Raw genomic sequence first — 25,209 nt, 5'->3', positions numbered from 1 at the left:
ATTTACACCCAAGGCCGGTTCCCGAAAGGGACCGGCCTTGTTCTTTTGGCGATCCGGTAACCGAGCAGCCGCCTCGACGGGTCAAAGCCCGTATCCCAAGCCAAAACACGCACCGCTCGGCAGTATGAAAATGTCGCCGTGCGGCGCTTTGCGCGCCAAAGGCGCACGGCCCTGGAAATGTCACCCATCCACAGAATGGTTTATCCGGGCCGCGCATGGGTGCCGCGGGGTCCGTTGGTCCGATTGGACCCAGCACAGCGATACTGCAGTCCACACGGCGTCGCCGACGTAGCCGGAGCACGCGCCAAGGTACTTTGCCCGCTGGGGGCAATCGGGACCATCACGCCTGACGGCCATCTGATTAACGCGTGCCGCGTGCCGGGGGAGAACGGCGTGCTCAGGTAGCAGCGACGTCCGTCGGGGCGGGGCGATGCGCCCTCAGGCGGCGCCCGGCGTGATCTGATCGATCAGACGATCGGACCGCTCAAGCGCTCAGAGTACCCGCGGCGGCGATCCGCCCACAATCACTACGTCCGCTCCGCGGCGGGCAAACAGGCCCACGCTTACCACGCCGGGGATCTGGTTAAGCGCCGCCTCCATTGCCACCGGGTCGACGATCGAGAGGCCGTGGATGTCCAGGATTGCGTTTCCGTTGTCGGTCACCACGCCTCGCTCGTCTACATCCTGTCGCCACACCGGCTGGCCGCCGGTGATCGACACGATCCGGCGGGCCACCAGGCTGCGGGCCATCGGGATGACCTCGACAGGAAGCGGGAAGCGCCCGAGCACGTCCACCTGTTTGGCCGGGTCCACGATGCACACGAACTGCTCACTGGCCTCGGCGATGATCTTTTCCCGGGTAAGGGCGGCGCCGCCACCCTTGATCAGCCGCTTGTGTGGATCGCATTCGTCGGCGCCGTCCACGTAAAGCGACAGCGGACCGGCATCGTTGAGCTCGAGGACCTCGATTCCGTGTGCCCGCAACAGCCCGGAGCTCTGCTCGGAACTGGATACGGCGCCGCGGATGCGGTGCTTGATGGTGGCGAGCGCGTCGATGAAGTAAGCCACCGTCGAACCGGTACCCACGCCGACGATCATCCCGTCCCTGACGTACTCGATGGCCTTTTCGCCGGCCAAGCGCTTGGCGTCGCTCACGTTTTCACTCCAGGGATAGAAGGAACTTGTACTGGTCGGCGGATACCGGGAAGACGGACAGGCGGTTTCCACGCTTGATCAGCGGGCACTCCTCGCCCAGCCGTTCGCCGTGCTGCTTGATGTCGTCCAGGGGAATGGTGCGAGAAAGCTTGCGCTTGAAACTGACGTCGACGAGGAACCAGCGGGGCTCTTCGCGCGAGGCCTTGGGGTCGAAGTAGGGCGACTTGCGCTCGAACTGGGTGTCGTCGGGATACGCGGGGCTGGCGACGGTCGCGGTGCCCGCAATGCCGGGCACCTTGGTGTTGGAGTGGTAGAACAACACCTCGTCGCCAACCTGCATCCCGTCACGCATGAAATTGCGCGCCTGGTAATTGCGCACCCCGTTCCAGGGCTCCGTGCCGACGCGCTGCAGGTCGTCGATGGAAAACGCGTCGGGCTCGGATTTCATCACCCAGTAACGGCGGCGAATTCGGGTCATGGGTCCTGCCGGTTGCAGTGTCGGTAGTGGTGGCTTTGCAGGGGCGTGCAGACGGCGTCCATCGGCACGTCCCAGGGCGCGGCGTCCAAGGAGACCACCTGTTGCTCGTCGAACGCCGCACCTACCAGCCACGGGGGGGCGGGTCCGGTACGTCGAAAAGCGAAGCTCCGATCGTACCAGCCACCTCCCATGCCCAGTCGATGTCCCACGCGGTCGAAGCCCACCAGTGGCACCACCACCATTGCAATCGCTTCGGGCTCCAGCAGTTGATCGGGGCCTACGTCGGGTTCCGGGATCCCGAAACGGTTCGGGACCAGTGGTGCACCGGGCCGCCACTGTGCGAAGCGCAGCCGACCGTCTTCGTGCAGGACCGGTAGGCAGTAGTGGCAGCCACCGGGCAACCCGACCTGCCACGCGTGCAGTGCGATCTCGCCATTGGTGGCCCAGTAGCCCGCGACAAAGCCCGACGTCGGTGCTAACGGCAGCGCCAACAGTCGCCGTGCCAGGGACTGGGCACCTGCAATGCGGTTCGGTGGCGGGATTGCGCGTCGAATCGCGAGCATCCGTTCGCGCACCGATTGCCTGCCCGGCATTGCGTCGTTGCTCATTGCGCCTGGGCCATGCGTACGCCTGCGGGGTCGCGTTCAAACTAAAACAGCGCAGGATCTGCGCTGTCGTTGCGGGCGCTAGCGCGCCCCCTGAATGGGAAGTCCTCCGCCGATGGCGATGCGTGCGAAACGACCTTGAACCCGGGGTTCAAGTGGGAACGCTAGAAGGCCTTCGGGCTTCCCGCTACGAGGCGGACTTGCACTCCAGGCTTCCGTCGCATCCCCGCGGTCGCAATTAAGGGACAAGGCGAATGTTTGCGCACGCCGTCGTCCACAGCAGAGGACATGGGCGAAAGTATAGCGCGCCGTAGCTCGATCGAAAGGCCGTTGGTCGGTAGCAGTCGGCGCCGATTCAGCGCGCGAGGCGTGCCTGGCTGGATCAGCGCACGGGCGTGTCGAACAGGTCGTCCAGGCGACTGTTCAGATCGCCCAGCGTGCGCGCCATGGCGCGATCCCGGCCCGCGTTCTCGTCGCGCAGCTGCTGCAGTTCGTGGGCGAAGTTGAGCGCGGCCAGCACCGCAACGCGGTCAAGTGCGGCCATGCGGTTGCTGCCGCGGATCTCACGCATCCTGCTGTCGAGCAACTTGGCGGCGGCCATCAGGCTGTCGCGTTCGTCGGGTTCGCAGCCCACCGTGTATTCGCGATCAAGCAGGCGGATGCTGACCGGCGTGGCCTTGCTCACGTGTGCTGCTCCAGCGACTTTAGCCTGGCGATCATCGCCTCGACACGTGCGCGTGCCTGCTCGTTCTTGGCAAGAAGGGCGGCCCGCTCACCCGCGAGTTGCTCCTGCTGCTGGCGCAGGCTGCGGTTCTCCTCGCCGAGCCGCTGCATCCGGTCGGCCAACGCCTCGACACGCCGGGCCAGCGCCTGCAGTTGGGCAAGGGAGTCGGATGCGTCCATCGCCGCACCATAGGCAGACGCGCGGGGACGGTCAAGGACCGTGGTGGCGCCGGTCGGGACGGCCGGGCAAGGCCGTCGTCAGGACGCCGTCGGCAGGCTGTCGGGGGACGTCCGGCTGGGCGCCCCGGCGCGGCCAGCCGGCCAGGTACGCAGGAAGGCCAGGCACGCCTGGGCATCCAGCGGATGCGAGAGCCAGTAACCCTGCACCTCGTCGCAGCCGTGCTCGCGCAGGAACTGCATCTGGGCCTCGCCCTCCACCCCTTCGGCGACCACGTTCAGGCCCAGCGAGTGCGCCATGGTGATGATCGTGCTGGTGATGGCGGCATCGTCCGGATCGTGGGTGAGGTCGTCGATGAATTCCTTGTCGATCTTCAGCGTGGTGATCGGCAACCGCTTGAGGTAGGAGAGCGACGAATAACCGGTACCGAAGTCGTCGATGGCCACGCCGACGCCGATCCCCCGTAGCCGCTGCAGCAGCTCGGCGTTGTGCTGCGCGTTGGCCATGATCACGCTTTCGGTGAGTTCCAGTTCAAGGCATGCCGGCGGAAGCCCTGTTTCGGCCAGCACCCGCGCAACGACCTCCGGCAGGTCCCCGCGCAGGAGCTGCAACGCGGAGACGTTCACGGCGATGGCCAGGTCGTCCAGGCCGTGGGGTCGCCAACGTGCCAGCGTCGAACAGGCCTCGCGCAGCACCCACTCACCGATCTCGATGATCAGCCCGGTCTCCTCGGCCAGGGGGATGAACTGCGATGGCGGGATTTCGCCGTAGTCCGGACTGGACCAGCGCAGCAGTGCCTCCACGCCGGTGATGCGGCCGTCCGCCAGCGACAGTTGCGGCTGGAACGCCAAGCGGAGCTCGCCCCGATCCAGCACCTTGCGCAGTGCCGCGCTGATGGTGGCGCGGCGGCGGATCTCGATGTCCATCGCCTCGGTGTACTGCATGTACGTGCGCCGCCCACCCGCCTTGGCCTGGTACATCGCGGTGTCTGCCTGCTTGAGCAGGTCGGTAGGCACCTGTGCGTGGTCCGGGTACAGACTGATGCCGATCGAAGGCGATATGGCGATGTCGTGGCGCTCTTCCACGTCGAGCGGTGCCTCGAAGGCCAGGATGATGTTGCGCGCGACCTCCTCGGCCTGTTCCGCGTTCTCCAGGTTCTCCAGCACCACGGTGAATTCGTCGCCGCCCAGGCGGGCGACGGTGTGGCGGTTGCCCACGGTCTCCTGCAGCCGCTGCGCAACGGCACGCAGGATGCGGTCGCCGGCGGCATGCCCGAGCGAGTCGTTGATATCCTTGAAGCGGTCCAGGTCCAGGAACAGCACCGCGACCTTCTGGCTGTTGCGGCGCGCACGCACGATGGCCCGCGACAGTCGCTCCGACAGCAGGGTGCGGTTGGGCAGGCTGGTCAGCGTGTCGTAGTTGGCCAGGTAGCGCAGCTCCTGCTCGGCACGCTTCTGGTCGGTGATGTCGGTCAGTACAGCGACGTACTGAACGCGCTGTGTGCCGGTGGTCTCGTGGACCGCGCTGCACTGCAGCCAGCACAGGAACTCGCTTCCGTCCTTGCGCTGCTGCCAGATCTCGCCCGACCAGCGACCGTTGCGCTGCATCTGCGCGCGCATCTGATGGTAGAAGTCCGGGTCATGCTGGCGGCTGTCGATCAGGCTGGTGGGCTTGCCGATGACGTCCACGGAGGAATAGCCGGTGATGCGTTCGAATGCCGGGTTGACCGATATGAAGGTGAACTCGGCATCGAAAACCGCGACAGCTTCCGCCATGCTCCGCAGCACCTCGCTGGACACGCGCCGGTCGCGCTCGGCGCTGCGGCTTGCGGTGATGTCGCGCGCGGTTCCCGACACCCGCAGGGCATGCCCCTGGCTGTCGCGATCGACCACCCGGCCACGTGCGCGGACCCAGTCCCAGCCGCCACTCGGATTGCGCACCCGGTGCTCGGAAAGGAACAGCGCCGCATGCCCGTGCAGGTGCTCGCGCAACCGTTCCATCACCCGCGGCAGGTCGTCGGGGTGGATGTTGTGGTCGGCCGCTACCCGTGCGCGCACGGTCAGCTCCGGGTCGGTCCCTGCTTCCAGGGCGCGCATGCCATGGAGTTCTCGGCTTTTCAGGTCGTAGTCCCAGAACTGCTCGCCCGATGCCCACAGCGCCAGTTTCAGCCGCTCCTCGCGTTCGCGGATCTGCCGGAACCAGCTCTGCTCCAGTCGCCGGTGCCGGTGCCACCGCCATCCCAGCGTCGTGGCAAGGGCCAGTAGCACCAGCACGGCGGCGGCAATGGCCAGCGGATGGCGCCACGGCGGCGCGGCCACGATGACGGGAAGGACCAGGGCCTGGTCGGTCCAGGTGCCGTCGCGGTTGGTGGACTGGGCACGCAGGGTGTAGTGGCCCGGTGGCAGCCGGGTGTAGGTGATGTCGCCCTGCCGCCCGTTGTCGATCCAGTCCGAGTCGAAGCCCTCCATGCGATAGCGATAGCTGAGGCGGGCCCCCGGCGCGAAGTCCAGTGCTCCGATACGCAGGCGCAGCAATTCCGTCCCGCTGGGCAGGTCAAGCGAACCGGGCTGCCACAGAACCTCGCCGTTGCCGCCCGGCCGGGCCCCGATCTGCGCCGACAGCAGCCTGAGCGGAGGCTCGAATGCAGCGTCGCGCATGCGGGCGGGGTCGAACAGGTTGATGCCGCGCACGCCGCCGAACACCAGCTTGCCATTCGCCAGCCGGGTCGCCGCACCGCCGTTGAACTCCAGGTCCTGCAAGCCGTCGGCCAGCCCGAACTGGCGCGCCCGCCCGTTGCCATGCCGGTAGCTCACCAGCCCCGCATTGGTGCCCAGCCAAAGCGTGCCGCGGGCATCCTCGAGGATCGAGAAGACAACCGGCGTCGGTATGTCCGCCAGCGCGTCCTCCAACGGCTGCTGGAAGGTGATCCGCCCGTCGTCGGCCTCCACCACGCGACCCAAACCCGTGTGCGTGCCGACCCAGATCGATCCGTCCCGGGCTTCATGCACCGCCCGCACCAGGTTGCCCGGAAGCGAGCCGGGCCTGTCGGCCACGCGCTGCAGCATGCGGAACCGCCCCGTGGCCGGGTCGCGCACCGCCAGCCCGTCGGACGTGGCCACCCACAGCCGACCGCGACGGTCGAGCGTCATGGCGTGGACCATGGGGTGTGTCTTCGCCGATGGGCCGATCTGGTGGACCACCGGCGCGCCACCATTGCGCGGCAACTGCACCAGGCCAGCGCGGAGCGTCGCCAGCCAGAGGTCGCCGTTGCGGTCGGTGGCGATCGCACGGACGGCGACGCCCTCCAACCCCGCCAGGCGAACCGGTTCGATCGTGCCGGCACCGGCATCCAGCCGCATCAGGCCGTTGCGACCGCCCAGCCACAGGCGGTCATGCCCGGCACTGGCGATGGCCATGATCCTGCCCGGTGCGGGCATTCGGCCCGTCCAGTCCTCGAAACGGTCGTCGGCCAGGTCGTAGCGACGCAGTCGGCCGTTGTCGGTTGCGACCCACAATGCGCCGTCGTGCCCCTGGTGCAACGCGCGGGTACTGTTGTCGGAAATGATCGCGTCCAGCCGCCCGCCGCCGTCGTCGAACACGTAGCGGAACCGCGCGCCCAGCGGGTCGGTGACCGACACGCCACGCAGCTGGCCGCCCACCCACAGGATGCCGCCGCGGTCCACCATCAGTTCCTCGATGCCGTTCTCGGGCAGCGAAGCGGTGATGGCGGGGCCTTCTACAATCGGCTCGCTGCGCCCACTTTCCGGGTCCAGCCGCCGCAGTCCATGGAAGCCCACGGCCAGCCACAGGCGGCCGTCGGGTGCCTGGGTGATCGCGTTTACGGCGCCGCCCGGCAGGCCGGCCGGCTGCAGCCATGCCGGTACCAGTCGCCGGCCGTCGGAATGCAGGCGGTACAGGCCGTCGCCCCCGCCCACCCACAAGCGCCCGCTGCGGTCCCAGGCCAGCGACAGGGCAGGTGACTGCCCGCCGATGCGCCGTGCCGTGAGATCGTCCGAGATCCGGTAAAGCCCAGCGGGCGTCGCGTACCAGACGCCCCGCCTGGGGTCGGCCAGTAGCGCCTGGCGCCCGTTGGCTTGCGTCGGGTCAAGGGTGAGCACCGTCGTGCGCGCGCCTGTGCGGGGGTCGAGGCGCTCCAGTCCGCGCCCCGTGCCGATCCAGACCGACCCGCCGTGGGCCAGCACCGCACGCACATGGCGGCCGGTGGCATCCTGGTCAGCACTGGCATAGCGGCGTACCCGCCCGGAGGCGAGGTCGAAGCGGGCCACGTACTCGCCGTACGAGCCGACCCAGAGCGCCTGGCCGTCCACCGACAGCCCGGTGACGTAACTGTCGGGGAGGCTGTCGGGGTCCCGGGGGACATGGCGGAACAGCGCATAGCGCTGGCCGTCGTACCGGTGCAGTCCGCCCTGCGTACCCACCCAGACGAAGCCGTCGCCGTCCTGCGCCAGTGCGGTCACGGTGTTCTGTGCCAGGCCTTCCTCACCGCCCAGGCGCTCGAAATAGAAGTCCCGGGTAGCCGCCAGCGCGGGCGAAGCCCCCATCAACGCCGCCAGACCCAGCGCCGCGATGCGCCCCCATGCGCGGCCCAGGGGGGCTCGGGCGCGACGGGCATGCGCGGAGGTGGCGGAAGGGCAGGGCGCTCGCACGGGTCCGTCGGCTGGCGTGGCAGCCGCCAGTGTAGGGCCATTGGCAGCTGTCCTGCTGGACGCGTGCGACACGGCCCAGCCCCCCGCATTGCTAGACTGCGCCGGCCTTTTCCCGTGGAGTCGCCGTGTCGCAAGACGCCCCTTCGCCCGACCTGCCCCCCATCGATCTGATCGATGCTGAAATCCGCCGCCTGACGCTGGGCACGACCGCGGCCGAGCTGCATGGCAGCCTGTGCGGGTGGCTTGCCGGCGGGGGGCCGTCGCGCCCGGAGTGGCTGCGCGACGTGCTGGCCGATCCGGCCGCGCCGGTGCCTGCCGACGGCAACGCGCTGGACCTGCTGCGGCTGGCCACCGCGGCCCAGCTGGGCGACCGCGATTTCGCGTTCGAACTGCTGCAGCCGCCAGTCGATGCCACCCTCGCCGAGCGCAGCGGTGCCCTGTTCGAGTGGTGCCGCGGTTTCCTGGGCGGCTTCGGGCTGTCCTCGGGGGAGCGCCCCACCCTGTCGGAAGAGGCGCTCGAGGCGCTGGGCGACATCGCCAAGCTTGCCGCGGCCGAACCCCAGGACGAAGGCGACGCCGAGGACGAGGACGCGCTTGCGGAGATCGAGGAATTCGTGCGGGTGGCCGCGTTGTTGCTGCATGGCGATTGCGTGCTGGCGGCGCGCCACCGGCAACGGTTGAACTGACGTGCGCGCCATCCCCCGCATTCCCCCCAAGACCTATCTGCGCCGCCGCAGGCAATTGATGCGGATGGCCGGCAACGACGCCATCCTGGTGCTGCCCGCAGCCAAGGAAACGGTCCGCAGCCGCGATACGCACCACCCTTATCGGCAGGATTCGGATTTTTCGTACCTCACCGGCTTCGCCGAACCCGAGGCAGTGCTGGTGCTGGTGCCGGGGCGTGCGCACGGCGAGTCGTTGCTGTTCTGTCGCGAGCGCGACCCGGAGCGCGAAGGCTGGGATGGCCCCCGCCAGGGGCCGGAAGGTGCCGTGGACGCGATCGGGATGGACGACGCTTATCCCATTGGCGACCTGGACGACATCCTGCCCGGGCTACTGGAAGGCCGCAGCCGGGTGTACTACCACTTCGGGCGCGATGCGGAGTTCGACCTGCAGCTGATCGGCTGGGTCAACCGCGTACGGGCGATGATGCGCATGGGTGCCCAGCCCCCCCACGAGTTCCTCGAGCTGGGCCACCTGCTGGACGAGATGCGCCTGTTCAAGGACCGCGACGAGCTCAAGCTGATGCAGCGCGCCGCGGATATCTCGGTCGAGGCGCACGCCGCGGTAATGGGCGAAGTACGTCCCGGCATGCACGAATACCAATTGCAGGCACGGCTGGAGTACGTGTTCCGCGTGCATGGCGCGGTGCCGGCCTACGGCAGCATCGTCGGTGCCGGTGCCAACGGCTGTGTGCTGCACTACGTCGCCAACACCGGGCGCATCAACGACGGCGACCTGGTGCTGGTCGATGCGGGTGCGGAGTTCCGCGGCTACGCGGCCGATATCACCCGCACGTTCCCGGCCAATGGCCGGTTCTCGCGGGAGCAGCGGTTGCTGCACGACCTGGTGGTCGAAGCGCAATCGGCCGCGCTGGCCCAGGCACGCGCTGGCGTTGCGTACCAGGCCGGGCACGACGCCGCGGTGGAGACGCTGACCGCAGGCCTGCTGGAACTGGGCCTGCTGAAGGGTTCGCTCGAGAAGAACATCGCCGATGAGCGCTACAAGCGCTTCTACCGGCACAAGACCGGCCACTGGATCGGCCTGGACGTGCACGACGTGGGCGAGTACCGCATCGACGGGCAGTCGCGCCTGCTGGAGCCGGGCATGGTCTTCACCATCGAGCCGGGCATCTATGTATCGCCCGGTGACACCAGCGTGGCGGCCAAGTGGCGCGGCATCGGTATCCGGATCGAGGATGACGTGCTGGTCACCGCCGATGGCCCCCGCGTGCTGACCGACGATCTGCCGCGCAGCGCCGAACAGATCGAAGCCTTCATGTCGGACAACGCACGCGCCGCCTAGGATCCTCTACTTTCAGGAGACTGGGACCCCCGCATGGAAATGTTGGCCAATCCGGAAATATGGATCGCCCTGCTGACGCTGACGGCACTGGAGCTGGTGCTGGGCATCGACAACATCATCTTCATCTCGATCCTTGCGGGCAGGCTGCCGCCCGAGCAACGGGACAAGGCGCGCAAGGTGGGCATCATGTTGGCGGCGGTGACCCGACTGGCGCTGCTGTTCGCCATTGCCTGGATCATCGGGCTCACCGCGCCCCTGTTCGAACTGTTCGGCCACACCTTCTCGTGGCGCGACCTGATCCTGATCTTCGGGGGCCTGTTCCTGATCGGGAAAGCCACCCATGAGATCCACCAGAAGCTCGAAGGCGACACCGAGGAAGTCGCGCAGTCCGCGACGGCGACCTTCGGGGGCGTGATCGCGCAGATCGCCCTGCTCGACGTGGTGTTCTCGCTGGACTCGATCATCACCGCGGTGGGCATGGTCGACGAACGCTGGGTGATGGTGACCGCGATCCTGATCTCGATCGCCTTCATGATCGCCTTCGCCAAGCCCATCAGCGACTTCGTGGAAAAGCACCCCACCATCAAGGTGCTCGCGTTGAGCTTCCTGATGATGATCGGCCTGGTGCTGATCGCCGACGGCTTCGCGGTGCACATCCCCAAGGGATATATCTACGCCGCCATGGCGTTCTCGGTGTTCGTCGAGATGCTCAACCTTTGGATCCGCAAGCGCAGCGCGAAGGCCCGGCCGGTCAAGCTGCACGAAAAGTACGTGGAAGGCGGTACCGGTACCCGCGCCGACTGAAGCCTGCCCACCACGGCCATCGAAAAAAAAGGCGCGGATCCGATCCGCGCCTTTTCCTGGGGTCGACCCGACGCCCTGCTGGCGCCCGGCCCTCGGCCATGGATCAGCCCAGCACCGCGAACGCCTCCCGGGTGAGGTTGACCGGCGCGCCCTCGGTGCAGACCACGTCGTCCTCGATGCGCACGCCGCCGAACGGGCGGAATGCCTCGACCTTGTCCCAGTCGACGCTGCCGGCGTGGGGGCCTTCGCGCAGTTCCTGCATCAACAGGTCGGCGAAGTAGAGCCCCGGCTCGATGGTGACGACCGCGCCCGGCTCCAGCGTCCGCGTCAGGCGGAGGAACGGGTGCCCTTCGGGCTTGTCGAGGGTACCGCCGCTGTCGCTCTGCGCGAACCCGCCCACGTCATGCACCTGCAGGCCGATGTAATGACCGATGCCGTGCGGGAAGAACTTGGCGCTGACGCCGGTTTCCACCATCGATTCGGGGGCCATGTCGACGATGCCCTGCTCGCGCAGGATGCGGGCGATCTCCAGGTGCGCGTCCAGGTGGATCTGGCGGTAATCCACCCCCGGACGCACCGCGTCGCACAGCCGCTGTTCGGCCGCGTCGACCGCGTCGATGAGCTGCTGGAACGCCCCGGACGTATCGGCCGCGTAGGTGCGGGTGATGTCGCACGCGTAGCCGGCATGGCTGGCGCCGGCATCGATCAGGAAGCTGCGTGACTCCTGCGGGGGCAGCCGGTCGCGCTGGGTGTAGTGCAGCACGGCGGCGTGCTCGTTGAGGCCCACGATATTGCCGTACGGCAGGTCGTTGGCGTCCTGCCGCGCCGCCTGGCAGTAGGCCAGGTGGATGCCGAACTCGCTGGCGCCGGCACGGAAGGCCCGTTCGGCAGCGCGATGCGCCCGCGCGCCGTGCGCTGACGCCAACCGCATCATTTCGATCTCGTACCCGGTCTTGCGGGCACGGTGGTAGTCGAGGTACGCCAGCACGGGCGACGGGTTGTTGGGCACGTAGTTGCCCAGCGCCGACTGCGGCTCGCCCAGGATCGCGCACCGTGCCGGGTTGCCCGGCAGGTGCTGGAGCGCCTCCTCCGGCGTGCGGATGATGGTGACGTCGAATTCGCCGACCCAGTACCCGCGCGGGGCCTCGGGAACCGCGTGCCAGTAGTCGAACGGCTGCAGGTACAGCAGGCGCGGCCGCTGGCCGGGGGTATGCACCAGCCAGCTGCCCGGCGTGGCGGTGAGCGGCAGCCAGGCTTTGAACTGGGGGTTCACCGCATAGGGGTAGTCGCGGTCGTCGAACACCTGGTAGTGCGAGGTGCCGGCGGGAACGACGAGGTGTTCGTAGCCGCCGCGCTCAAGCGCGACATCCGCGCGGCGTTGAATATCCTGCAGGTGTTGCCGGTATACCATCGGTAGATCGTGGGCGGTCATGGGGGCGCCTGTTCTTGGATACGTCGAAGGATTCTGACGGATTCGCATCCAGGCCGCTGGAGGCGGAGGGCGCGCGCGTTGCCCCACTGGGCGTGCCGGCCGGTGTGTGGAGCCTGCTGGCGCTGGTGCTGGGCGTGGTACTGACGCTGTGGGCGGTGCAGGCGCAGCAACGGCAGGACGAGGCCGAGCGGCGGGTGGCGTTCACCCACCTGGCTGATCGCGCCCACGCCGCCGTGCTGGACCGCCTGCGGGCATGCGAAATGCTCGCCCGCTCGGTGCAGACGATGTTCCTGACGTCCGAGGAAGTCACCGCCGACGAGTTCCGGGCGATGTACGCCAACCTGGATCCACGCACGCTGGTGCCCGGCATGCAGGCGCTGGTGGTGGCCCGCCGTGAAACCCGGGCCGATGGCGACCACTACGTCTATCACGCCGACTTCGTGCAGCCGCGCGCCGGTAACGAGGCCTTGTTCGGGCTGGACGTCAACACCCAGCCGGCGAACCTGGCGGCGGTCCTCGCCTCGCGCGACAGCAACCGTCCTGCACTCTCGGCACCGTTCCGGCTGGCGCAGGTGGCTGCCGATGGTGGCGCCGCCGATGGCGTGACCTTCCGCCTGCCCATCTACAGCCCGGGCCAGCCGCCGGGAAGCGTGGCCGAGCGCCGCGAGCGGATACGCGGCTCGCTGGCGATCTCGTTCCAGCTCCATAGCCTGATCCAGACCGCGCTCCCCGAAGACGGTGCCTCGCACCTGCACGTCGAGATTACCGACGTGACCGGCCCCGAGCCGCTGGCGTTGTTCGACTCACACACCGGGGCCCACGCGGACGCGCCCACTGCGCACCGCTACGACAAGGAATTGCGCTATGGGGGCCGCGCGTGGCGGCTGTCGATGCATCCGCTGGGACATGATGCGCAGACAGCCTTCTGGCAGCGATCGCCATTGCTGCCGGGCCTGCTCGCCAGTGCACTGCTGGCATTGCTGGTGTCTTCAGTGGTCAACACCCGACGGCGCGCGGTGGATCTTGGCAACCGGATGAGCCGCCGTTACCGGGAAAGCGAAGAGCGCTTCCGTGCGCTCAACGAACTGCTGCCGGCCCTGGTGGTGCTTGCCCGCCAGGACACCGGGCGCATCACCTATGCCAACCAGGCTTCGCGCCTGCGGCTGGGTGAGGAGGTGTGCGAACTGGAGCTGCCGACACTGTTCGAGGACGAGGGCCTGCGTGAACGCATCCTGGCGTGCGACCAGAGCAGCTGCCTGAACATGGAGGCGGTGTTGCGCAGTGCGAACGGGGATCGCTTCTGGGCGTCGCTTTCAATCGCGCGGGTCGACGTGGGTGGTGAGTCCAAGCTGCTGATGGTCGCCAGTGACATATCCGAGCAGCGCCAGCTGACCGAGTTGCTCAGCTACCAGGCCAGCCACGATGCGTTGACGGAACTCTACAACCGCCGCGAGTTCGAGCGGCGCGTGGAGCGCGCGCTGATCGTGACGGCTGCCGGCGGGGCGCCGGCGGCGTTGCTCTACATCGACCTTGACCAGTTCAAGCTGATCAACGACACCTCCGGCCACATCGCCGGCGACCAGCTGCTTATCCAGCTGGCCATCAACATGCGCGAGCAGCTGCGCGGCGGCGACGTGCTGGCGCGCCTGGGCGGCGACGAGTTCGGCGTACTGGCGACAAACGTGCACGACCAGGCCGGCGCCAGCAACGTCGCCGAGCGCCTGCGCGAGCGTATCGACGGCTACGTGTTCGTCTGGGAGCAGCGCACCTACACCATCAGCGCCAGCATCGGCGCGGTGATGATCGACCACCCCAACGTCAACCTGAAGGACCTGCTGGCACAGGCCGACACCGCCTGCTACATGGCCAAGGAGAGCGGACGCAACCGCGTGCACTTCTATTCGGCCCAGGACGACGACACCACCCGTCGCCAGACCGAGATGGAATGGGCCAACCGCCTGCGCTGGGCGGTGGAGGAGGGGCGCCTGCTGCTCAAGTACCAGGAGGTCTGGCCGCTGGCCGCCCCCTCCAATGGCAAGCCGCATATCGAACTTTTGCTGCGCTTCCGCGACGAGCAGGGCCGGCTGGTGCCACCGGGCGCGTTCATGCCCGCCGCCGAGCGCTACGGCCTGATGCCGATGATCGACCGTTGGGTGGTGGAGACGGCGCTGTCCAATTTCGACCGGCTGCATCCGAGTGGGCCGGACCTGCAACTGGCCACCATCAACCTGTCCGGCGCGAGCATTGAGGACGACGCGTTGGCCACGCTGGTGCTGGACCTCATCGAACAGCACGGCATCGACCCCGGCCGGGTCTGCTTCGAGATCACCGAGACGGTCGCGGTGCGCCACCTGTCGCAGGTCTCGCGCTTCATCGAGCGGCTGCGCGCGGCTGGCTGCCTGATCGCGCTGGACGATTTCGGCGCGGGGATGTCGTCGTTCGGCTACCTGAAAAACCTGCCGGTGGACATCATCAAGATCGATGGGAGCTTCATCCGCGACATCCTGGTCGACCCGATGAGCCACGCCATCGTCGGCGCGGTGACCGACATCGGCCACCGCCTCGGGCTGAAGGTGATCGCCGAGTGGGTGTCGAGCGAGGAAATTGCCCAGGAACTGCACGACATGGGCGTGGACTACGCCCAGGGCTACGTGCTGCACAAGCCCGAACCGGTGGTGTTCCACCGTGGCTTGACGGGTGATGGGGACTGAAGGGCGCCCCCGGGCACGCCGGCCGGGCCAGTTCCCTGGCTGGGTGGGCGCTGCGCGCGCGGGCCTACTCGTAGGTGCCCCCGGGCATGTCCAGCCACTCGCGCAAGTGCTGCATCTGGCTTTCCATCAGGGTAACGAAGCGGAACCCGCTCCAGGTCTGGCCGGGTGCGCTGGCCGCGTCCTGCCACAGCAGGTGGGCACCGACCTCGATGGTCGCGGGCGCTTCGGTGCCCAGCGCCAGGTCGAACCGGAACTGGTAGAGCGCGTCCTCCACCAGCGGCACGCTCGCCATCAGCAGCATGCCGCTCTCGGACAGGTTGCTGAGCCGGCCGACCACGCGCTCGGTCATGGTGTCGACCACCTGGACGTTGTCGGGCACCTTGCGCCGGCGGACGCGGCGGAATTCATCGTTCATGGGGTGGCCTCGCGCGGCGCACGCTCACCGATGCCCGCGAAGCTGCGAAGCGCGCCCAGCGCCGCCTGCCAAGCGCGGTCGACGATGCGCCCGCGCTCGGCGGTGACCACCCGCACCTCGCGCTTGGCCATCAACCGCGCCAGGTGGTCCAGCGACTCCTCGCCTACCCGCTGGCCGCGCTGGTTGACCAGCAAGGCATGGCCGGTGACCGGGCTGAACCAGGCGAGTCGCCGGCGAACGACGTCGCCCTGCTGGTTGGTGGCGATTTCCAGCCAGGTGCCGAACGGCAGCGTACGCAGGTAGTCATAGCGTGCCTGTTCGTCGGGTGTGCGCGGCGTGGCCTTGCTCTTGCCGGAGTCGGTATCTTCGCCAAGGCGGGTGCGGGCCTTGAGCTTCATCGCCAGCTCGGTACGCGATGCCGGGTCGTCGTCGTCCTCGTCGCGGCCCTGTGTCAGTCGCCGGGCGATCGCGCCGGCTTCGTCGGCGTGGTACCCGACCAGTGCCAGGGCATGTTCGATCCGTTGCTCCAGGTCGGCCGGTGCCGGAGCGGCGCCGGAACTCGCGGCGACGATCTCGTCCGTGGCCTTGCGGTTGCTGTGCCACTCGTCGGAGTCCTCGCCGTTGCGCAGCAGGGTGAGGGTGAGCACGTCACTCCAGGCTTGCGCCAGCAGCGTGCGCACGAACTTCGGCAGGCGTTGCTCACGCATCGCCTCGTCGATGATCTCGCCCGAACGCCGCTTGGCGACAGCCAGTTTCTCCTTGCCCCGCGCGGCTTCCACGTGGCGCCGCTCGGTGACTTCGGCCTTGCGCGCCAATGCCTGCAGGTGGCCCTGCAGCCGTTCGTTGGCGGCCTGGAACACGGACGGGTCGCCGCGGTAGTTCTCGACCACGTGGTCGACGGCTTGGCCGAGGTGGGCCTCCAGCTGCGGGTCGACCTCGTCCTCGTCCAGCCAGGTGGCGCCGGCTTCGGCGACCGAGTTGAGGAGTTGCCGGGCCGGGTGCTGGCTGTGCACGAAGAACGCCCGGTCCTGAAGCGCGGCGCGCGCCAGCGGCACCTGCAGCTTCTCGAGCATCTCGTTGCTTGCCGAGCCTGCACGCAGCTCGCGTCCGATCTCGGCATAGAGCATGCCCAGCAGCTCGAAGGTGTCGTTGTCCTCGCGCGAGAGCGTGGCGGCGCGCCCGTGCTGTTGCCGGCTCTGCGCCAGCAGTGTCTGCTTGATGTCGGCCAGGCTGGTGCGTTGGCCTCCGGGCTTGCGTGCCGGCACCGCCGCCTGCTGCGACTCCAGCGCCGCCACCACGTCGGGCGTGGGCAGCGCCGTGCGCCTTTCGCCCTGTGGCTCGGATTTCAGCTTGCCCAGCAGGTCGCGGCGGCTGCCCAGCAGGTCCTGCAGCAGCGAAAAGGCGATGTCCTCGTCTTCGCCCCGGACCGCATCGGCCTCGCCGTACCACGCGGTGTGGGGGCGCGGCCCGTTGCGGGAGCGCGCCGTGGCCGGGCCGCCCTCCTCGCCGGCCGAACCGGTCGATCGATCGGCTTTCGTGGCGGCGCCATCGCGGCCGGTCGACTGCGCAGTGGGCCGCACTCGCAGTGGGACGTACGACAGGCTGGGCAGGATGTTGTCGCGTGCGAGCAGGGCATTCATGGTCTCGACCAGCTGTGCATAGCCGGACATGACCTGGCTGTCGAAGCTCTTGAACAGCAGCTGCATCGAATGCGCGTCGATGTTGAGCACGCTGGCGGCCTCGGCCAGCAGCCGCCCGAGCGCGTGCGGACCGACCGGCAGGTGCTCGGCGTCGAAGGCGGGTGCGCCGGCCAGAACGCCGAAGCGCTGGCCCAGCAGCATCAGCGGAAGGCCGGCACGTGCCTCGTGGCGCGAGGCTACGGCCTGGACCATTGCTTCCTGGGTGACTTCGGCTTCGTCGACCAGACGCAGGGTTTCGAAGGCGGGGGCCAGGCCGTGGACTTCCACCGCCGGCGCCGACATGGGGCCGCGGATGCGGGTCAGCTCGTGCTCCAGCGCGGCCAGGTAGCGGGGTACCAGGTCGGAGCGGTTCTGGCGGATGCGCCGTAGCGTTTCGAAATGGCGGCTCTGCTCACCGGCGTTGCGGGCCTGCTCGGCCAGCCTGAACAGCTGCTGCTCGAAATCAGACAGCATGCGTTCGAGCTGGCGCTCCAGCTCGTCCGACAGCAGTGCATAGAGATGTTCAAGCGCGCCGTGGACGCGTCGGGGCAGGGCGGCCGATTCGAGCGTGGATCGCATGGGTGCAGTGCCGAAGTAGTCCAGCTTGGCGGACATGCCTGATCACCGGGTTCGTTCGATATAAACACGCCACCCCACGCGCCCGCCAGCCCTGCCGGCCCGGACGACCGGAAAGCGCGGCCAGAACAAACCAACGTGACGGCGCGACCGGAGCGGCCACGGGCCGTTCCCCGATAGTTCGGATCAGGCTGCGGGAGGCCGGCCTGCGCCTGGCCCGACAGGACCAGGGGCGGGGGCGGACGGCCGAGGCGTGGGCCTGGCGGTCGGCGCCAGGAACAGCATCGTCACGTCGTTGGTGAAGCGCCGGCCCAGTTCAGTGGGGCGGATGCGGTCCTGCGCATTTTCCAGCCATCCGCGCGCGAAGGCATCGCGAAGCGCGCCATCGATCACCACGGAGGGGAGACCGGTTCGCGCCTGGAACTCCGCCAGCGAAAATCCGTCCACCAGCCGCAGCACGTTGAGCATGTACTCGAACGGCCGGCGCGTCGGCTCGATCCGCTCATCGCCGCCGATCGCCTCGGGGCGCCCTGCAGTTGCGATGTAGCGGGACGGGTGCTTGAGCTTCCATCGGCGCAGGATCGATTGCTCGTGGCCCAGGGTCAGCTTGCCGTGCGCACCGGCGCCGATGCCCAGGTAGTCGCCGTAGCGCCAGTAGTTGAGGTTGTGCGCGCACTGCCGGCCGGGTCGGGCGTAGGCGCTGACCTCGTATTGCGCGAAGCCTGCCTCGTGCAGCAGGGCCTGGCAGTGCTCCTGCATGTCCCACCCCGTGTCCTCGTCGGGCAGGCCGGCGGGCGGGCGGGCGGCGAATACGGTATTGGGCTCCATCGTGAGCTGGTAGTGGGATACGTGCGCGGGCTGTAATGCAAAGGCACGCACGAGGTCGCGCTCGGCCATCGCCAGGTCCTGTCCCGGCAGCGCGTACATCAGGTCGATGTTGATGTTGTCGAAACCGGCGTCCTGGGCCAGCTTCACCGCGGCGTCGGCCTCGGCGCTGTCATGGATCCGGCCGAGCCGCGCCAGGCACCCGTCGTCGAAACTCTGGACGCCGAAGCTCAACCGGTTCACCCCGGCGCCGCGGTAGTGCTCGAAGCGCCCGTGCTCGGTCGTGCCGGGGTTGGTCTCCAGGGTGATCTCGCAGCCGGGCGCGAAGCGCAGGCGGCTGCTGGCACCCTGCAGGAAGCGGTCGATCGCGTCGGCCGGGAACAGGCTGGGCGTGCCGCCACCGAAGAATACGCTGTGCACGGTTCGGCCCCAGACCAGCGGCAGGTCGAAGTCGAGGTCGGCCAGCAAGGCGTCTACGTACGGCTCGAACGGCAGCGCGCCGCGCCCCTCGTGCGAGTTGAAGTCGCAGTAGGGGCACTTGCGCACGCACCAGGGCAGGTGGACGTAAAGCGACAGCGGGGGTGGCGCGAGGGTCATGCCGCCATTGTCCTCCCCCGCGCGCAGGAACTGTAGGAGCGGCTTCAACCGCGATCCGCGGGACACGCGGTTTCAAACCTGTAGGAGCGACGTAAGTCGCGATCGAGGTAGCCGAAGTTCCGCGGTCGCGACTTACGTCGCTCCTACAGGAAGCCACGCCCGGATCACGGAAACCGCGGCCGCTATAGGGCCGAAATGGCGTGCTGCAACTTCGCCAGTGCGCGGCCCCGATGGCTGATGCGGTTCTTGGTGGCCGGTTCCAGCTCGGCGGCGGTCAGGCCGGTTTCAGGGTCCAGGAACACCGGGTCGTAGCCAAAACCGGCCTCGCCGCGCGGGGCGTGCAGGATCCGGCCGCACCACTCCCCCTCGGCGAGCAGTGGCCGCGGGTCGTCCGGGTGGCGCAGCAGCGCCAGCGTGCAGTGGAAGTGGGCTCCACGCTGCGCCTCCTGAACCCCGTCCAGGGCGTCCAGCAACTTGGCGATGTTGGCGTCCGCGTCCCCATGGGTGCCGGCATAGCGCGCCGAGTACAGCCCGGGTGCGCCGTCCAGTGCGTCAACGCACAGGCCCGAGTCGTCGGCCAGCGCTGGAAGCCCCGTGACTCGGGAGGCGTGCCGGGCCTTGAGCAGCGCATTCTCGACGAAGCTCAGGCCGGTCTCTTCGATGTCCTCGACGCCGAGGTCCCGCTGGGAAACGAATTCAAGCCCCGCATCGGAGAGCAGCCGATTGAATTCGGCGAGTTTCCCGGCATTGCCGCTGGCGACCACGATTCGGGTCATGGATTCCTGATTCTGTAGGAGCGGCTTCAACCGCGATCGAGTGGTACCACCTGTAGGAGCGACGTGAGTCGCGACCGGGCCTTGCGGGAACCGGGTGGCAGACGTTGCCCGCGTCACCTTTCCGGACGCATTCGCGGCAGAAGCCGCTCCTACAGGAAGCGGATCTGAGACACTCGAGGATCCTGCACGGGCCCTACGCCGGCAATCCCAATGCCGCGCGCTGGTGCCCCACCAGCTGCGCGATGCCGGTTGTGGCCAGCGAGGTCAGCGCATCGAGTTCCTCGCGGCGGAAGGCGTGGCCCTCGGCCGTGCCCTGCAGTTCGATGAAACCGCCGCCGTCGTTCATCACGACGTTCATGTCGGTATCGCAGTCGCTGTCCTCGGCATAGTCCAGGTCCAGCACGGGCACGCCCTTGTAGATGCCCACCGACACCGCGGCCACCGCGCCGGTGATCGGGGTGCGCCCGCTGCGGCCGGGCTTGATCTCGCCGCGGCCGATCAGCCATTGCACGGCGTCCACCAGGGCAACGTAGGCACCGGTGATGGCCGCAGTCCGGGTACCGCCGTCGGCCTGCAACACGTCGCAGTCCAGGGTGATCGTGCGCTCGCCCAGCGCCTTGCGGTCCACGCAGGCGCGCAGGCTGCGGCCGATCAGGCGCTGGATCTCCAGCGTCCGGCCGCCCTGCTTGCCACGGCTCGCCTCGCGATCGTTGCGGGTGTGGGTGGCGCGCGGCAGCATGCCGTACTCGGCGGTGACCCAGCCTTCGCCCTTGCCGCGCAGGAACGGCGGAACGCGGTTCTCGACGCTGGCGGTGCACAGCACCCGGGTCTGGCCGAACGACACCAGCACCGAGCCTTCCGCGTGGGCGGTGTAGCCGCGCTCGATGCGCACGTCGCGCAACTGGTCGGCGGCACGGCCGCTGGGTCGGGAAAAGGCTGCGGACATGCGCGGATTACCGTCAACGGGGCGCGCGAGTTTACCATTCGCCTCCAACGCCCCCGGTCTGCCTGACGGGTTCACCCGCCGGGCCCGCCCGCCGCCTCTGTTCGCCCGCGACGGGGCTGCCGGGCGTCCCGCCGAACCGCGCCACGCCGCGCACCCACCGGAGATGCAATGTCAATCCGCAGCATGACCGCCTACGCCAGCGGCGAACGCGCCACCGAATGGGGCGCGCTTTCCTGCGAGCTGCGGTCGGTCAACCACCGTTTCCTGGAGATCGGCGTCCGCCTGCACGACGACCTCCGCGCGTTGGAGCCGGTGCTGCGCGAACGCATCGCCTCGCGCCTGTCGCGCGGCAAGCTCGACCTGGTGTTCCGCCTGCGCAGCCCGGAAGGTGCGGCTGGCCTGCAGGTCGATCCCACCCGGCTGCGCGAGTTGAGCGACCTGGCGATCGACCTGGCGGCGCGTTTCCCCGGCCTGCACACCGACTTGACCGACCTGCTGCAGTTCCCCGGCGTGCTGCAGGCACCGGCCGCCGACCCCGCCGCCCTGCAGGCCGAGGCGCTGGCGCTGCTGGACGAGGTGCTGGACGAGTTCGTCACCTCGCGTGAGCGGGAGGGCGCCAAGCTGGCCGCTGCGATCAACGAACGGGTCGACGGCATCGAGCGCATCGCCGGCGACGTGCGTGCGCTGATGCCCACGATCCGCGAAGGCCAACGCCAGAAGCTGGCCGCCCGCCTGGCGGACCTGTCCACCCCCGGGGGCGCGCCACTCGACCAGGGACGGCTGGAACAGGAACTGGTGATGTGGTTGCAGAAGCTCGACGTGGACGAGGAGCTGGACCGTCTCGACGCGCATGTCGGGGAGGCCCGCCGGGTGCTGAAGCTGCGCGAGGCGGTGGGCAGGCGGCTCGACTTCCTGCTGCAGGAGTTCAACCGCGAGGCCAACACCCTGGGCAGCAAGTCCGTCGATGCGCGCAGCTCCGCCGCTGCGGTCGAGCTCAAGGTCCTGATCGACCAGGTCCGCGAACAGGTGCAGAACATCGAATGACCATGCGAGGCACGCTCTTCATCGTTGCCGCACCCTCCGGCGCCGGGAAGTCCAGCATCGTCAACGCGGTGCTGGCCCGCGACCCCAACATCCGCCTGTCCATCTCCTTCACCTCGCGCCAGCCCCGCCCCGGCGAGCGCCATGCCGAGCACTACCACTTCGTGGGCAAGGACGAGTTCGAATCGATGGTCGCCAACGGCGACTTCTTCGAGCACGCCCTGGTGCATGGGGACTGGAAGGGCACCGCGCGGCAGTCGGTGGAGCCGCAACTGGCCGCCGGCCACGACGTGCTGCTGGAGATCGACTGGCAGGGCGCGCGCCAGGTGAGGGCCAAGGTGCCGGGGCTGGTGAGCGTGTTCATCCTCCCGCCCTCCCGGGCCGCACTGGAGCAACGCATGCGCGCGCGCGGGCAGGACAGCGAGGACGTGATCGCCCAGCGGCTGTCCGCGGCGCGGGAGGAAATGAGCCACTACGGCGAGTTCGACTACGTGGTCGTCAACGAGACCTTCGCCGTCGCGGTTGATGAAATGTGCGCCATCTTCACCGCCAGCCGCCTGCGCCGGGAGGCGCAGGTCGCCCGCCACGGGCGCCTGATCACCGCGCTGCTGGCCGATTGAGTCGGGGTGTCGTGCCGGTGTGCGCGACGCCACCGGGGTGGCCTGCGGGTGGGGTTGCCGGTTCGCCATAACTGTCTGATTTAAAAGAAAGTGCTTGTACGGGCGTGTCGCTCCCGCTACACTCCCGTCCCCTTTGTGTACCCCACGACGGCCGCCCGGCCGCCAGGAGCCCCATGGCCCGCATCACCGTAGAAGATTGCCTGGAAGTGGTCGATAACCGCTTCGAACTCGTCATGATGGCCGCCAAGCGCGCCCGCCAGCTGGCAAATGGCGTAGAGCCGCAGCTGGAGAACGACTCCAACGACAAGCCCACCGTGATGGCGCTGCGCGAGATCGCCGCCCGCCGGGTCAACCCCGAGTACATCGATGCGGTCGAGAAGTCCGAGCGCGACCGCAAGGAGCGCGAGGCCCTGGAATGGGCTGCCGCCGAGGTGGTGGCCGACGAGGACCTGGCCAAGGGCGACGACTGAGTCGCGTCGCCGCCTCGCCCGAAGGCCCCGCTCCGGCGGGGTTTTTTGTTGCCCGGCGCGCGGCCGTCGCGCTGATGGCGGTGGAGTCGGCACGGCAGGGCCTGGAAGGTCCGGCCAGCGCGTCCGTCCGCATGCGGTCCAGCCATCTGCCTGCGGACCGTTTTTCCTTTTCCCACAAAGCGTTGCGCCGCTTGACGGCAGGCGCGTAGATTGCCCCCATGACCCCCGTCGCCCCCGCCATTCGCCCGCCCGACATGACCGGGGTCGATGACCCGTCGGTGCCGGACTACGTGCGTGAGCTTGAGCAGGCCGCCCACTACCTGCCGCAGGACCAGCGGGCGGTCCTGAGGCGGGCCTGGGCGGTGGGCGCGGCGGCGCACGCGGGACAGACCCGCAAGACGGGCGAGCCCTACATCACCCATCCGATCGCGGTGGCACGGGTGCTGGCCGACCAGGGTCTGGACGTGGAAACGCTGATCGCGGCGATCCTGCACGACACCATCGAGGACACCCCGCTGACCCGGGACTGCCTGGCCAGCGAGTTCGGCGAGACCGTGGCCGAACTGGTCGACGGTGTCACCAAGCTCGACAAGCTGCACTTCCGCGACCGCCAGGAAGCCGCCGCCGAGAGCTTCCGCAAGATGCTGCTGGCGATGTCGCGCGACCTGCGGGTGATCCTGATCAAGCTTGCCGACCGCCTGCACAACATGCGCACGCTGGGCGGACAGGGGTCGGAGGCGCGCGAGCGCATCGCCCTGGAAACACTGGAGATCTACGCGCCGATCGCCCAACGCCTGGGCATGAACCTGATCAAAGCCGAGCTGCAGGACCTGGGTTTCCGTGCGCTGCACCCGTGGCGCCACGCGGTGATCGAAAAGCGCATCCGGACCCAGCCGGTGGTGCGGCGCGAGTCGCTGGTGCAGATCGAGGCCAACCTGGCCCAGCGCCTGGCCAAGGAAAAAGTGCCGCACCGCCTGATCAGCCGGGTGAAGTCCCCCTGGAGCATCTATTCGAAGATGCGCGCCGAGCACAAGAGCTTCACCCAGGTGATGGACGTGTTCGGCTTCCGCATCGTGGTGCGATCGGTCGCCGACTGCTACCACGCGCTGGGCGTGGTGCACGCCACCTACAAACCGCTGGATGCGCGCTTCCGCGACTTCATCGCCATTCCCAAGGCCAACGGATACCAGTCGCTGCACACGGTGCTGTTCGGCCCCTACGGCTCACCGGTGGAAGTGCAGATCCGCACCGAGGAGATGGACCTGATCGCCGAGCGCGGCATTGCGGCGCACTGGTCCTACAAGGATGGTGGAGAGGGCCCCAACAGCGCCCAGAGCCGTGCGCACAACTGGATCACCGGCCTGGTGGAGTCGCAACACGCGACCGGCTCGTCGCTGGAGTTCCTGGAGAACGTCAAGGTCGACCTGTTCCCCGACGAGGTCTACCTGTTCACCCCGCAGGGCGACATCCTGTCGCTGCCACGCAACGCCACCGCGCTCGATTTCGCCTACGCGGTGCACACCGACGTTGGCAACACCGCGGTGGCCGCGCGCGTCGACGGAAAGCTCTCGCCGCTGCGCACCAAGCTGGCCAGCGGCCAACGCATCGAGGTGATCACCGCCCGCTCGTCCGCACCCAAGCCGCAGTGGCTCGAGTTCGTGGTCTCGGGCAAGGCGCGCACGGCGATCCGCCAGCAGCTCAAGCACATCGGCCACGAGGACGCGGTGCAACTGGGCCACCGCATGCTCGACCGCGCGCTGGAAGCATTGGAGACCTCGTTGGACCGCGTGCCTGGCGAGCGGGTCGATGCCTACCTCGCCGAACACCGCTACCCGCGACTGGAACCGCTGCTTGCCGACATCGCGCTGGGCAACCGCATGCCCAGCCAGGTCGCGGTGGCGCTGGCGCGTGCCGCGACGGGGAAGGCCGCGCGGCGAACCATCGACCCGGTAGCGCTGCCGGAGGACAAGATCCTGATCACCGGTGCCGAGCGCGGGGTGATCAGCTTCGCCAACTGCTGCCTGCCGGTCCCCGGCGACGAGATCATGGGCTACCACACCGCGGGCAAGGGCCTGGTGGTGCACCGGCTGGACTGTCCGAACGTGGCCGAGTACCGCAAGTCGCCCGACCGCTGGGTCGGGGTGGGCTGGGACCGGGGGATCAGCGGCGATTTCGCCGCGGCGTTGAAGATCGAGGTCGACAACCGCCCGGGCGCGTTGGCACAGGTCGCGGCCGCCATCGCCGAGGTGGAATCCAACATCGACCGGGTGGAGTACATCGACCGCGACGCCAACATGGCAGTACTGCGCTTCGCAATCGAAGTCAGCGACCGCCGCCACCTTGCCGACGTGATCCGCAAGGTGCGCAAGCTGGGCGTGGTGATGGGCATCCAGCGCATCTGACGAGCTCGCCGCGGGCGCCGGTCGGCGCAGGTACGTCGCCCACCACCCGGCGCGGCGAAACCCGACCCGGCCGGGGCGGCTGCT

19 protein-coding genes, 1 other RNA gene and 1 pseudogene are annotated in these 25,209 nt (G+C 68.5%); 8 read left to right on the top strand and 13 right to left on the bottom strand.

What is annotated here, in order from left to right; all coding sequences use genetic code 11:
- Window positions 1–492: 492 nt before the first annotated feature.
- The 7 genes from rpiA to ACJQWL_RS05745 all read right to left on the bottom strand — a co-directional run bounded on the left by rpiA (window position 493) and on the right by ACJQWL_RS05745 (window position 7,701).
- Entirely contained in the window at window positions 493–1,155 is a 663-nt protein-coding gene (rpiA, locus tag ACJQWL_RS05775; RefSeq protein WP_330969145.1) for a ribose-5-phosphate isomerase RpiA, read from the bottom strand.
- Between the two features lie 4 nt (window positions 1,156–1,159).
- The gene (locus tag ACJQWL_RS05770) at window positions 1,160–1,633 is read right to left on the bottom strand and encodes an EVE domain-containing protein (protein WP_330969146.1); all 474 of its coding nucleotides are present in this window, start codon (window positions 1,631–1,633) and stop codon (window positions 1,160–1,162) included.
- The gene (locus ACJQWL_RS05765) at window positions 1,630–2,241 is read right to left on the bottom strand and encodes a 5-formyltetrahydrofolate cyclo-ligase (protein WP_330969147.1); all 612 of its coding nucleotides are present in this window, start codon (window positions 2,239–2,241) and stop codon (window positions 1,630–1,632) included. Before ACJQWL_RS05765 ends, ACJQWL_RS05770 begins: the two co-directional genes overlap by 4 nt.
- 99 nt (window positions 2,242–2,340) lie before the next feature.
- Window positions 2,341–2,527, bottom strand: a non-coding RNA gene (ssrS, locus tag ACJQWL_RS05760) — 6S RNA.
- A gap of 93 nt (window positions 2,528–2,620) precedes the next feature.
- A complete protein-coding gene (locus ACJQWL_RS05755) occupies window positions 2,621–2,923 on the bottom strand; it encodes a cell division protein ZapA (protein ID WP_330969148.1) in 303 nt (100 codons plus the stop codon).
- Window positions 2,920–3,141, bottom strand: a complete 222-nt coding sequence (locus ACJQWL_RS05750; protein ID WP_330969149.1) for a TIGR02449 family protein — start codon at window positions 3,139–3,141, stop codon at window positions 2,920–2,922. The genes ACJQWL_RS05755 and ACJQWL_RS05750 overlap by 4 nt, the downstream gene beginning before the upstream one ends.
- A gap of 78 nt (window positions 3,142–3,219) precedes the next feature.
- On the bottom strand, window positions 3,220–7,701 hold the full coding sequence (locus ACJQWL_RS05745) for an EAL domain-containing protein (protein WP_330969150.1): 4,482 nt from the start codon (window positions 7,699–7,701) through the stop codon (window positions 3,220–3,222).
- Between the two features lie 230 nt (window positions 7,702–7,931).
- On the opposite strand from ACJQWL_RS05745, the gene ACJQWL_RS05740 reads away from it, so the two are divergent.
- Genes ACJQWL_RS05740 through ACJQWL_RS05730 form a run of 3 tightly spaced genes read left to right on the top strand, consistent with a single transcriptional unit; the run spans window position 7,932 to window position 10,635 of the window.
- Complete coding sequence (locus tag ACJQWL_RS05740; RefSeq protein ID WP_330969151.1) at window positions 7,932–8,492, top strand: UPF0149 family protein; 561 nt, start codon at window positions 7,932–7,934, stop codon at window positions 8,490–8,492.
- 1 nt (window position 8,493) lies between these two features.
- Window positions 8,494–9,831 carry an aminopeptidase P N-terminal domain-containing protein gene (locus ACJQWL_RS05735; RefSeq protein ID WP_330969152.1) on the top strand — a complete coding sequence of 446 codons (1,338 nt, stop codon included), beginning with the start codon at window positions 8,494–8,496 and terminating at the stop codon, window positions 9,829–9,831.
- Between the two features lie 33 nt (window positions 9,832–9,864).
- Entirely contained in the window at window positions 9,865–10,635 is a 771-nt protein-coding gene (locus ACJQWL_RS05730) for a TerC family protein (protein WP_330969153.1), read from the top strand.
- A 103-nt stretch (window positions 10,636–10,738) separates the two neighbouring features.
- Here ACJQWL_RS05730 and pepQ read toward each other — a convergent pair whose 3' ends face one another.
- Complete coding sequence (gene pepQ, locus ACJQWL_RS05725; protein WP_330969154.1) at window positions 10,739–12,067, bottom strand: Xaa-Pro dipeptidase; 1,329 nt, start codon at window positions 12,065–12,067, stop codon at window positions 10,739–10,741.
- A gap of 14 nt (window positions 12,068–12,081) precedes the next feature.
- Between pepQ and ACJQWL_RS05720 the strand changes: the two genes are divergently transcribed.
- On the top strand, window positions 12,082–14,778 hold the full coding sequence (locus ACJQWL_RS05720) for a bifunctional diguanylate cyclase/phosphodiesterase (protein ID WP_330969155.1): 2,697 nt from the start codon (window positions 12,082–12,084) through the stop codon (window positions 14,776–14,778).
- 64 nt (window positions 14,779–14,842) lie between these two features.
- On the opposite strand, the gene ACJQWL_RS05715 is transcribed toward ACJQWL_RS05720, so the two are convergent.
- The 5 genes and pseudogenes from ACJQWL_RS05715 to rph all read right to left on the bottom strand — a co-directional run bounded on the left by ACJQWL_RS05715 (window position 14,843) and on the right by rph (window position 20,592).
- Window positions 14,843–15,193, bottom strand: coding sequence for a PilZ domain-containing protein (locus ACJQWL_RS05715; protein ID WP_330969156.1), 351 nt, complete (start codon window positions 15,191–15,193; stop codon window positions 14,843–14,845).
- Window positions 15,190–17,487, bottom strand: a complete 2,298-nt coding sequence (locus tag ACJQWL_RS05710; protein ID WP_330969157.1) for a DUF1631 family protein — start codon at window positions 17,485–17,487, stop codon at window positions 15,190–15,192. Before ACJQWL_RS05710 ends, ACJQWL_RS05715 begins: the two co-directional genes overlap by 4 nt.
- 234 nt (window positions 17,488–17,721) lie before the next feature.
- Window positions 17,722–18,870, bottom strand: a pseudogene (hemW, locus tag ACJQWL_RS05705) (radical SAM family heme chaperone HemW); the annotation flags it as partial.
- Between the two features lie 182 nt (window positions 18,871–19,052).
- Entirely contained in the window at window positions 19,053–19,646 is a 594-nt protein-coding gene (rdgB, locus tag ACJQWL_RS05700; protein WP_330969158.1) for an RdgB/HAM1 family non-canonical purine NTP pyrophosphatase, read from the bottom strand.
- Between the two features lie 193 nt (window positions 19,647–19,839).
- Window positions 19,840–20,592, bottom strand: a complete 753-nt coding sequence (gene rph, locus ACJQWL_RS05695) for a ribonuclease PH (RefSeq protein ID WP_330969159.1) — start codon at window positions 20,590–20,592, stop codon at window positions 19,840–19,842.
- A gap of 183 nt (window positions 20,593–20,775) precedes the next feature.
- Between rph and ACJQWL_RS05690 the strand changes: the two genes are divergently transcribed.
- The 4 genes from ACJQWL_RS05690 (at window position 20,776) to ACJQWL_RS05675 (ending at window position 25,125) form a co-directional block, all read left to right on the top strand.
- A complete protein-coding gene (locus ACJQWL_RS05690; RefSeq protein WP_330969178.1) occupies window positions 20,776–21,636 on the top strand; it encodes a YicC/YloC family endoribonuclease in 861 nt (286 codons plus the stop codon).
- A gap of 2 nt (window positions 21,637–21,638) precedes the next feature.
- Window positions 21,639–22,253 carry a guanylate kinase gene (gmk, locus tag ACJQWL_RS05685; RefSeq protein WP_330969160.1) on the top strand — a complete coding sequence of 205 codons (615 nt, stop codon included), beginning with the start codon at window positions 21,639–21,641 and terminating at the stop codon, window positions 22,251–22,253.
- Window positions 22,254–22,426: 173 nt separating this feature from the next.
- Window positions 22,427–22,723 carry a DNA-directed RNA polymerase subunit omega gene (gene rpoZ, locus ACJQWL_RS05680; RefSeq protein WP_330969161.1) on the top strand — a complete coding sequence of 99 codons (297 nt, stop codon included), beginning with the start codon at window positions 22,427–22,429 and terminating at the stop codon, window positions 22,721–22,723.
- A gap of 218 nt (window positions 22,724–22,941) precedes the next feature.
- Complete coding sequence (locus ACJQWL_RS05675) at window positions 22,942–25,125, top strand: RelA/SpoT family protein (RefSeq protein ID WP_330969162.1); 2,184 nt, start codon at window positions 22,942–22,944, stop codon at window positions 25,123–25,125.
- Window positions 25,126–25,209 lie beyond the last annotated feature (84 nt).

It is taken from the genome of Novilysobacter viscosus (assembly GCF_046600715.1).
In the GTDB taxonomy this organism is placed as follows: domain Bacteria; phylum Pseudomonadota; class Gammaproteobacteria; order Xanthomonadales; family Xanthomonadaceae; genus Lysobacter_C; species Lysobacter_C viscosus.
Note: the sequence above shows the minus strand (reverse complement) of the source record. Positions and strands in the feature narration are given on the sequence as shown.

Bases quoted from the DNA above. Each gene is read 5' to 3' on its own strand.
- ACJQWL_RS05770 (WP_330969146.1), bottom strand. From the start codon at position 1,633: ATGACCCGAATTCGCCGCCGTTACTGGGTGATGAAATCCGAGCCCGAC.
- ACJQWL_RS05765 (WP_330969147.1), bottom strand. From the start codon at position 2,241: ATGAGCAACGACGCAATGCCGGGCAGGCAATCGGTGCGCGAACGGATG.
- ACJQWL_RS05750 (WP_330969149.1), bottom strand. From the start codon at position 3,141: ATGGACGCATCCGACTCCCTTGCCCAACTGCAGGCGCTGGCCCGGCGT.
- ACJQWL_RS05745 (WP_330969150.1), bottom strand. From the start codon at position 7,701: ATGGGGGCTTCGCCCGCGCTGGCGGCTACCCGGGACTTCTATTTCGAG.
- ACJQWL_RS05730 (WP_330969153.1), top strand. From the start codon at position 9,865: ATGGAAATGTTGGCCAATCCGGAAATATGGATCGCCCTGCTGACGCTG.
- pepQ (WP_330969154.1), bottom strand. From the start codon at position 12,067: ATGACCGCCCACGATCTACCGATGGTATACCGGCAACACCTGCAGGAT.
- ACJQWL_RS05715 (WP_330969156.1), bottom strand. From the start codon at position 15,193: ATGAACGATGAATTCCGCCGCGTCCGCCGGCGCAAGGTGCCCGACAAC.
- ACJQWL_RS05710 (WP_330969157.1), bottom strand. From the start codon at position 17,487: ATGTCCGCCAAGCTGGACTACTTCGGCACTGCACCCATGCGATCCACG.
- rdgB (WP_330969158.1), bottom strand. From the start codon at position 19,646: ATGACCCGAATCGTGGTCGCCAGCGGCAATGCCGGGAAACTCGCCGAA.
- rph (WP_330969159.1), bottom strand. From the start codon at position 20,592: ATGTCCGCAGCCTTTTCCCGACCCAGCGGCCGTGCCGCCGACCAGTTG.
- ACJQWL_RS05690 (WP_330969178.1), top strand. From the start codon at position 20,776: ATGACCGCCTACGCCAGCGGCGAACGCGCCACCGAATGGGGCGCGCTT.
- gmk (WP_330969160.1), top strand. From the start codon at position 21,639: ATGCGAGGCACGCTCTTCATCGTTGCCGCACCCTCCGGCGCCGGGAAG.
- rpoZ (WP_330969161.1), top strand. From the start codon at position 22,427: ATGGCCCGCATCACCGTAGAAGATTGCCTGGAAGTGGTCGATAACCGC.
- ACJQWL_RS05675 (WP_330969162.1), top strand. From the start codon at position 22,942: ATGACCCCCGTCGCCCCCGCCATTCGCCCGCCCGACATGACCGGGGTC.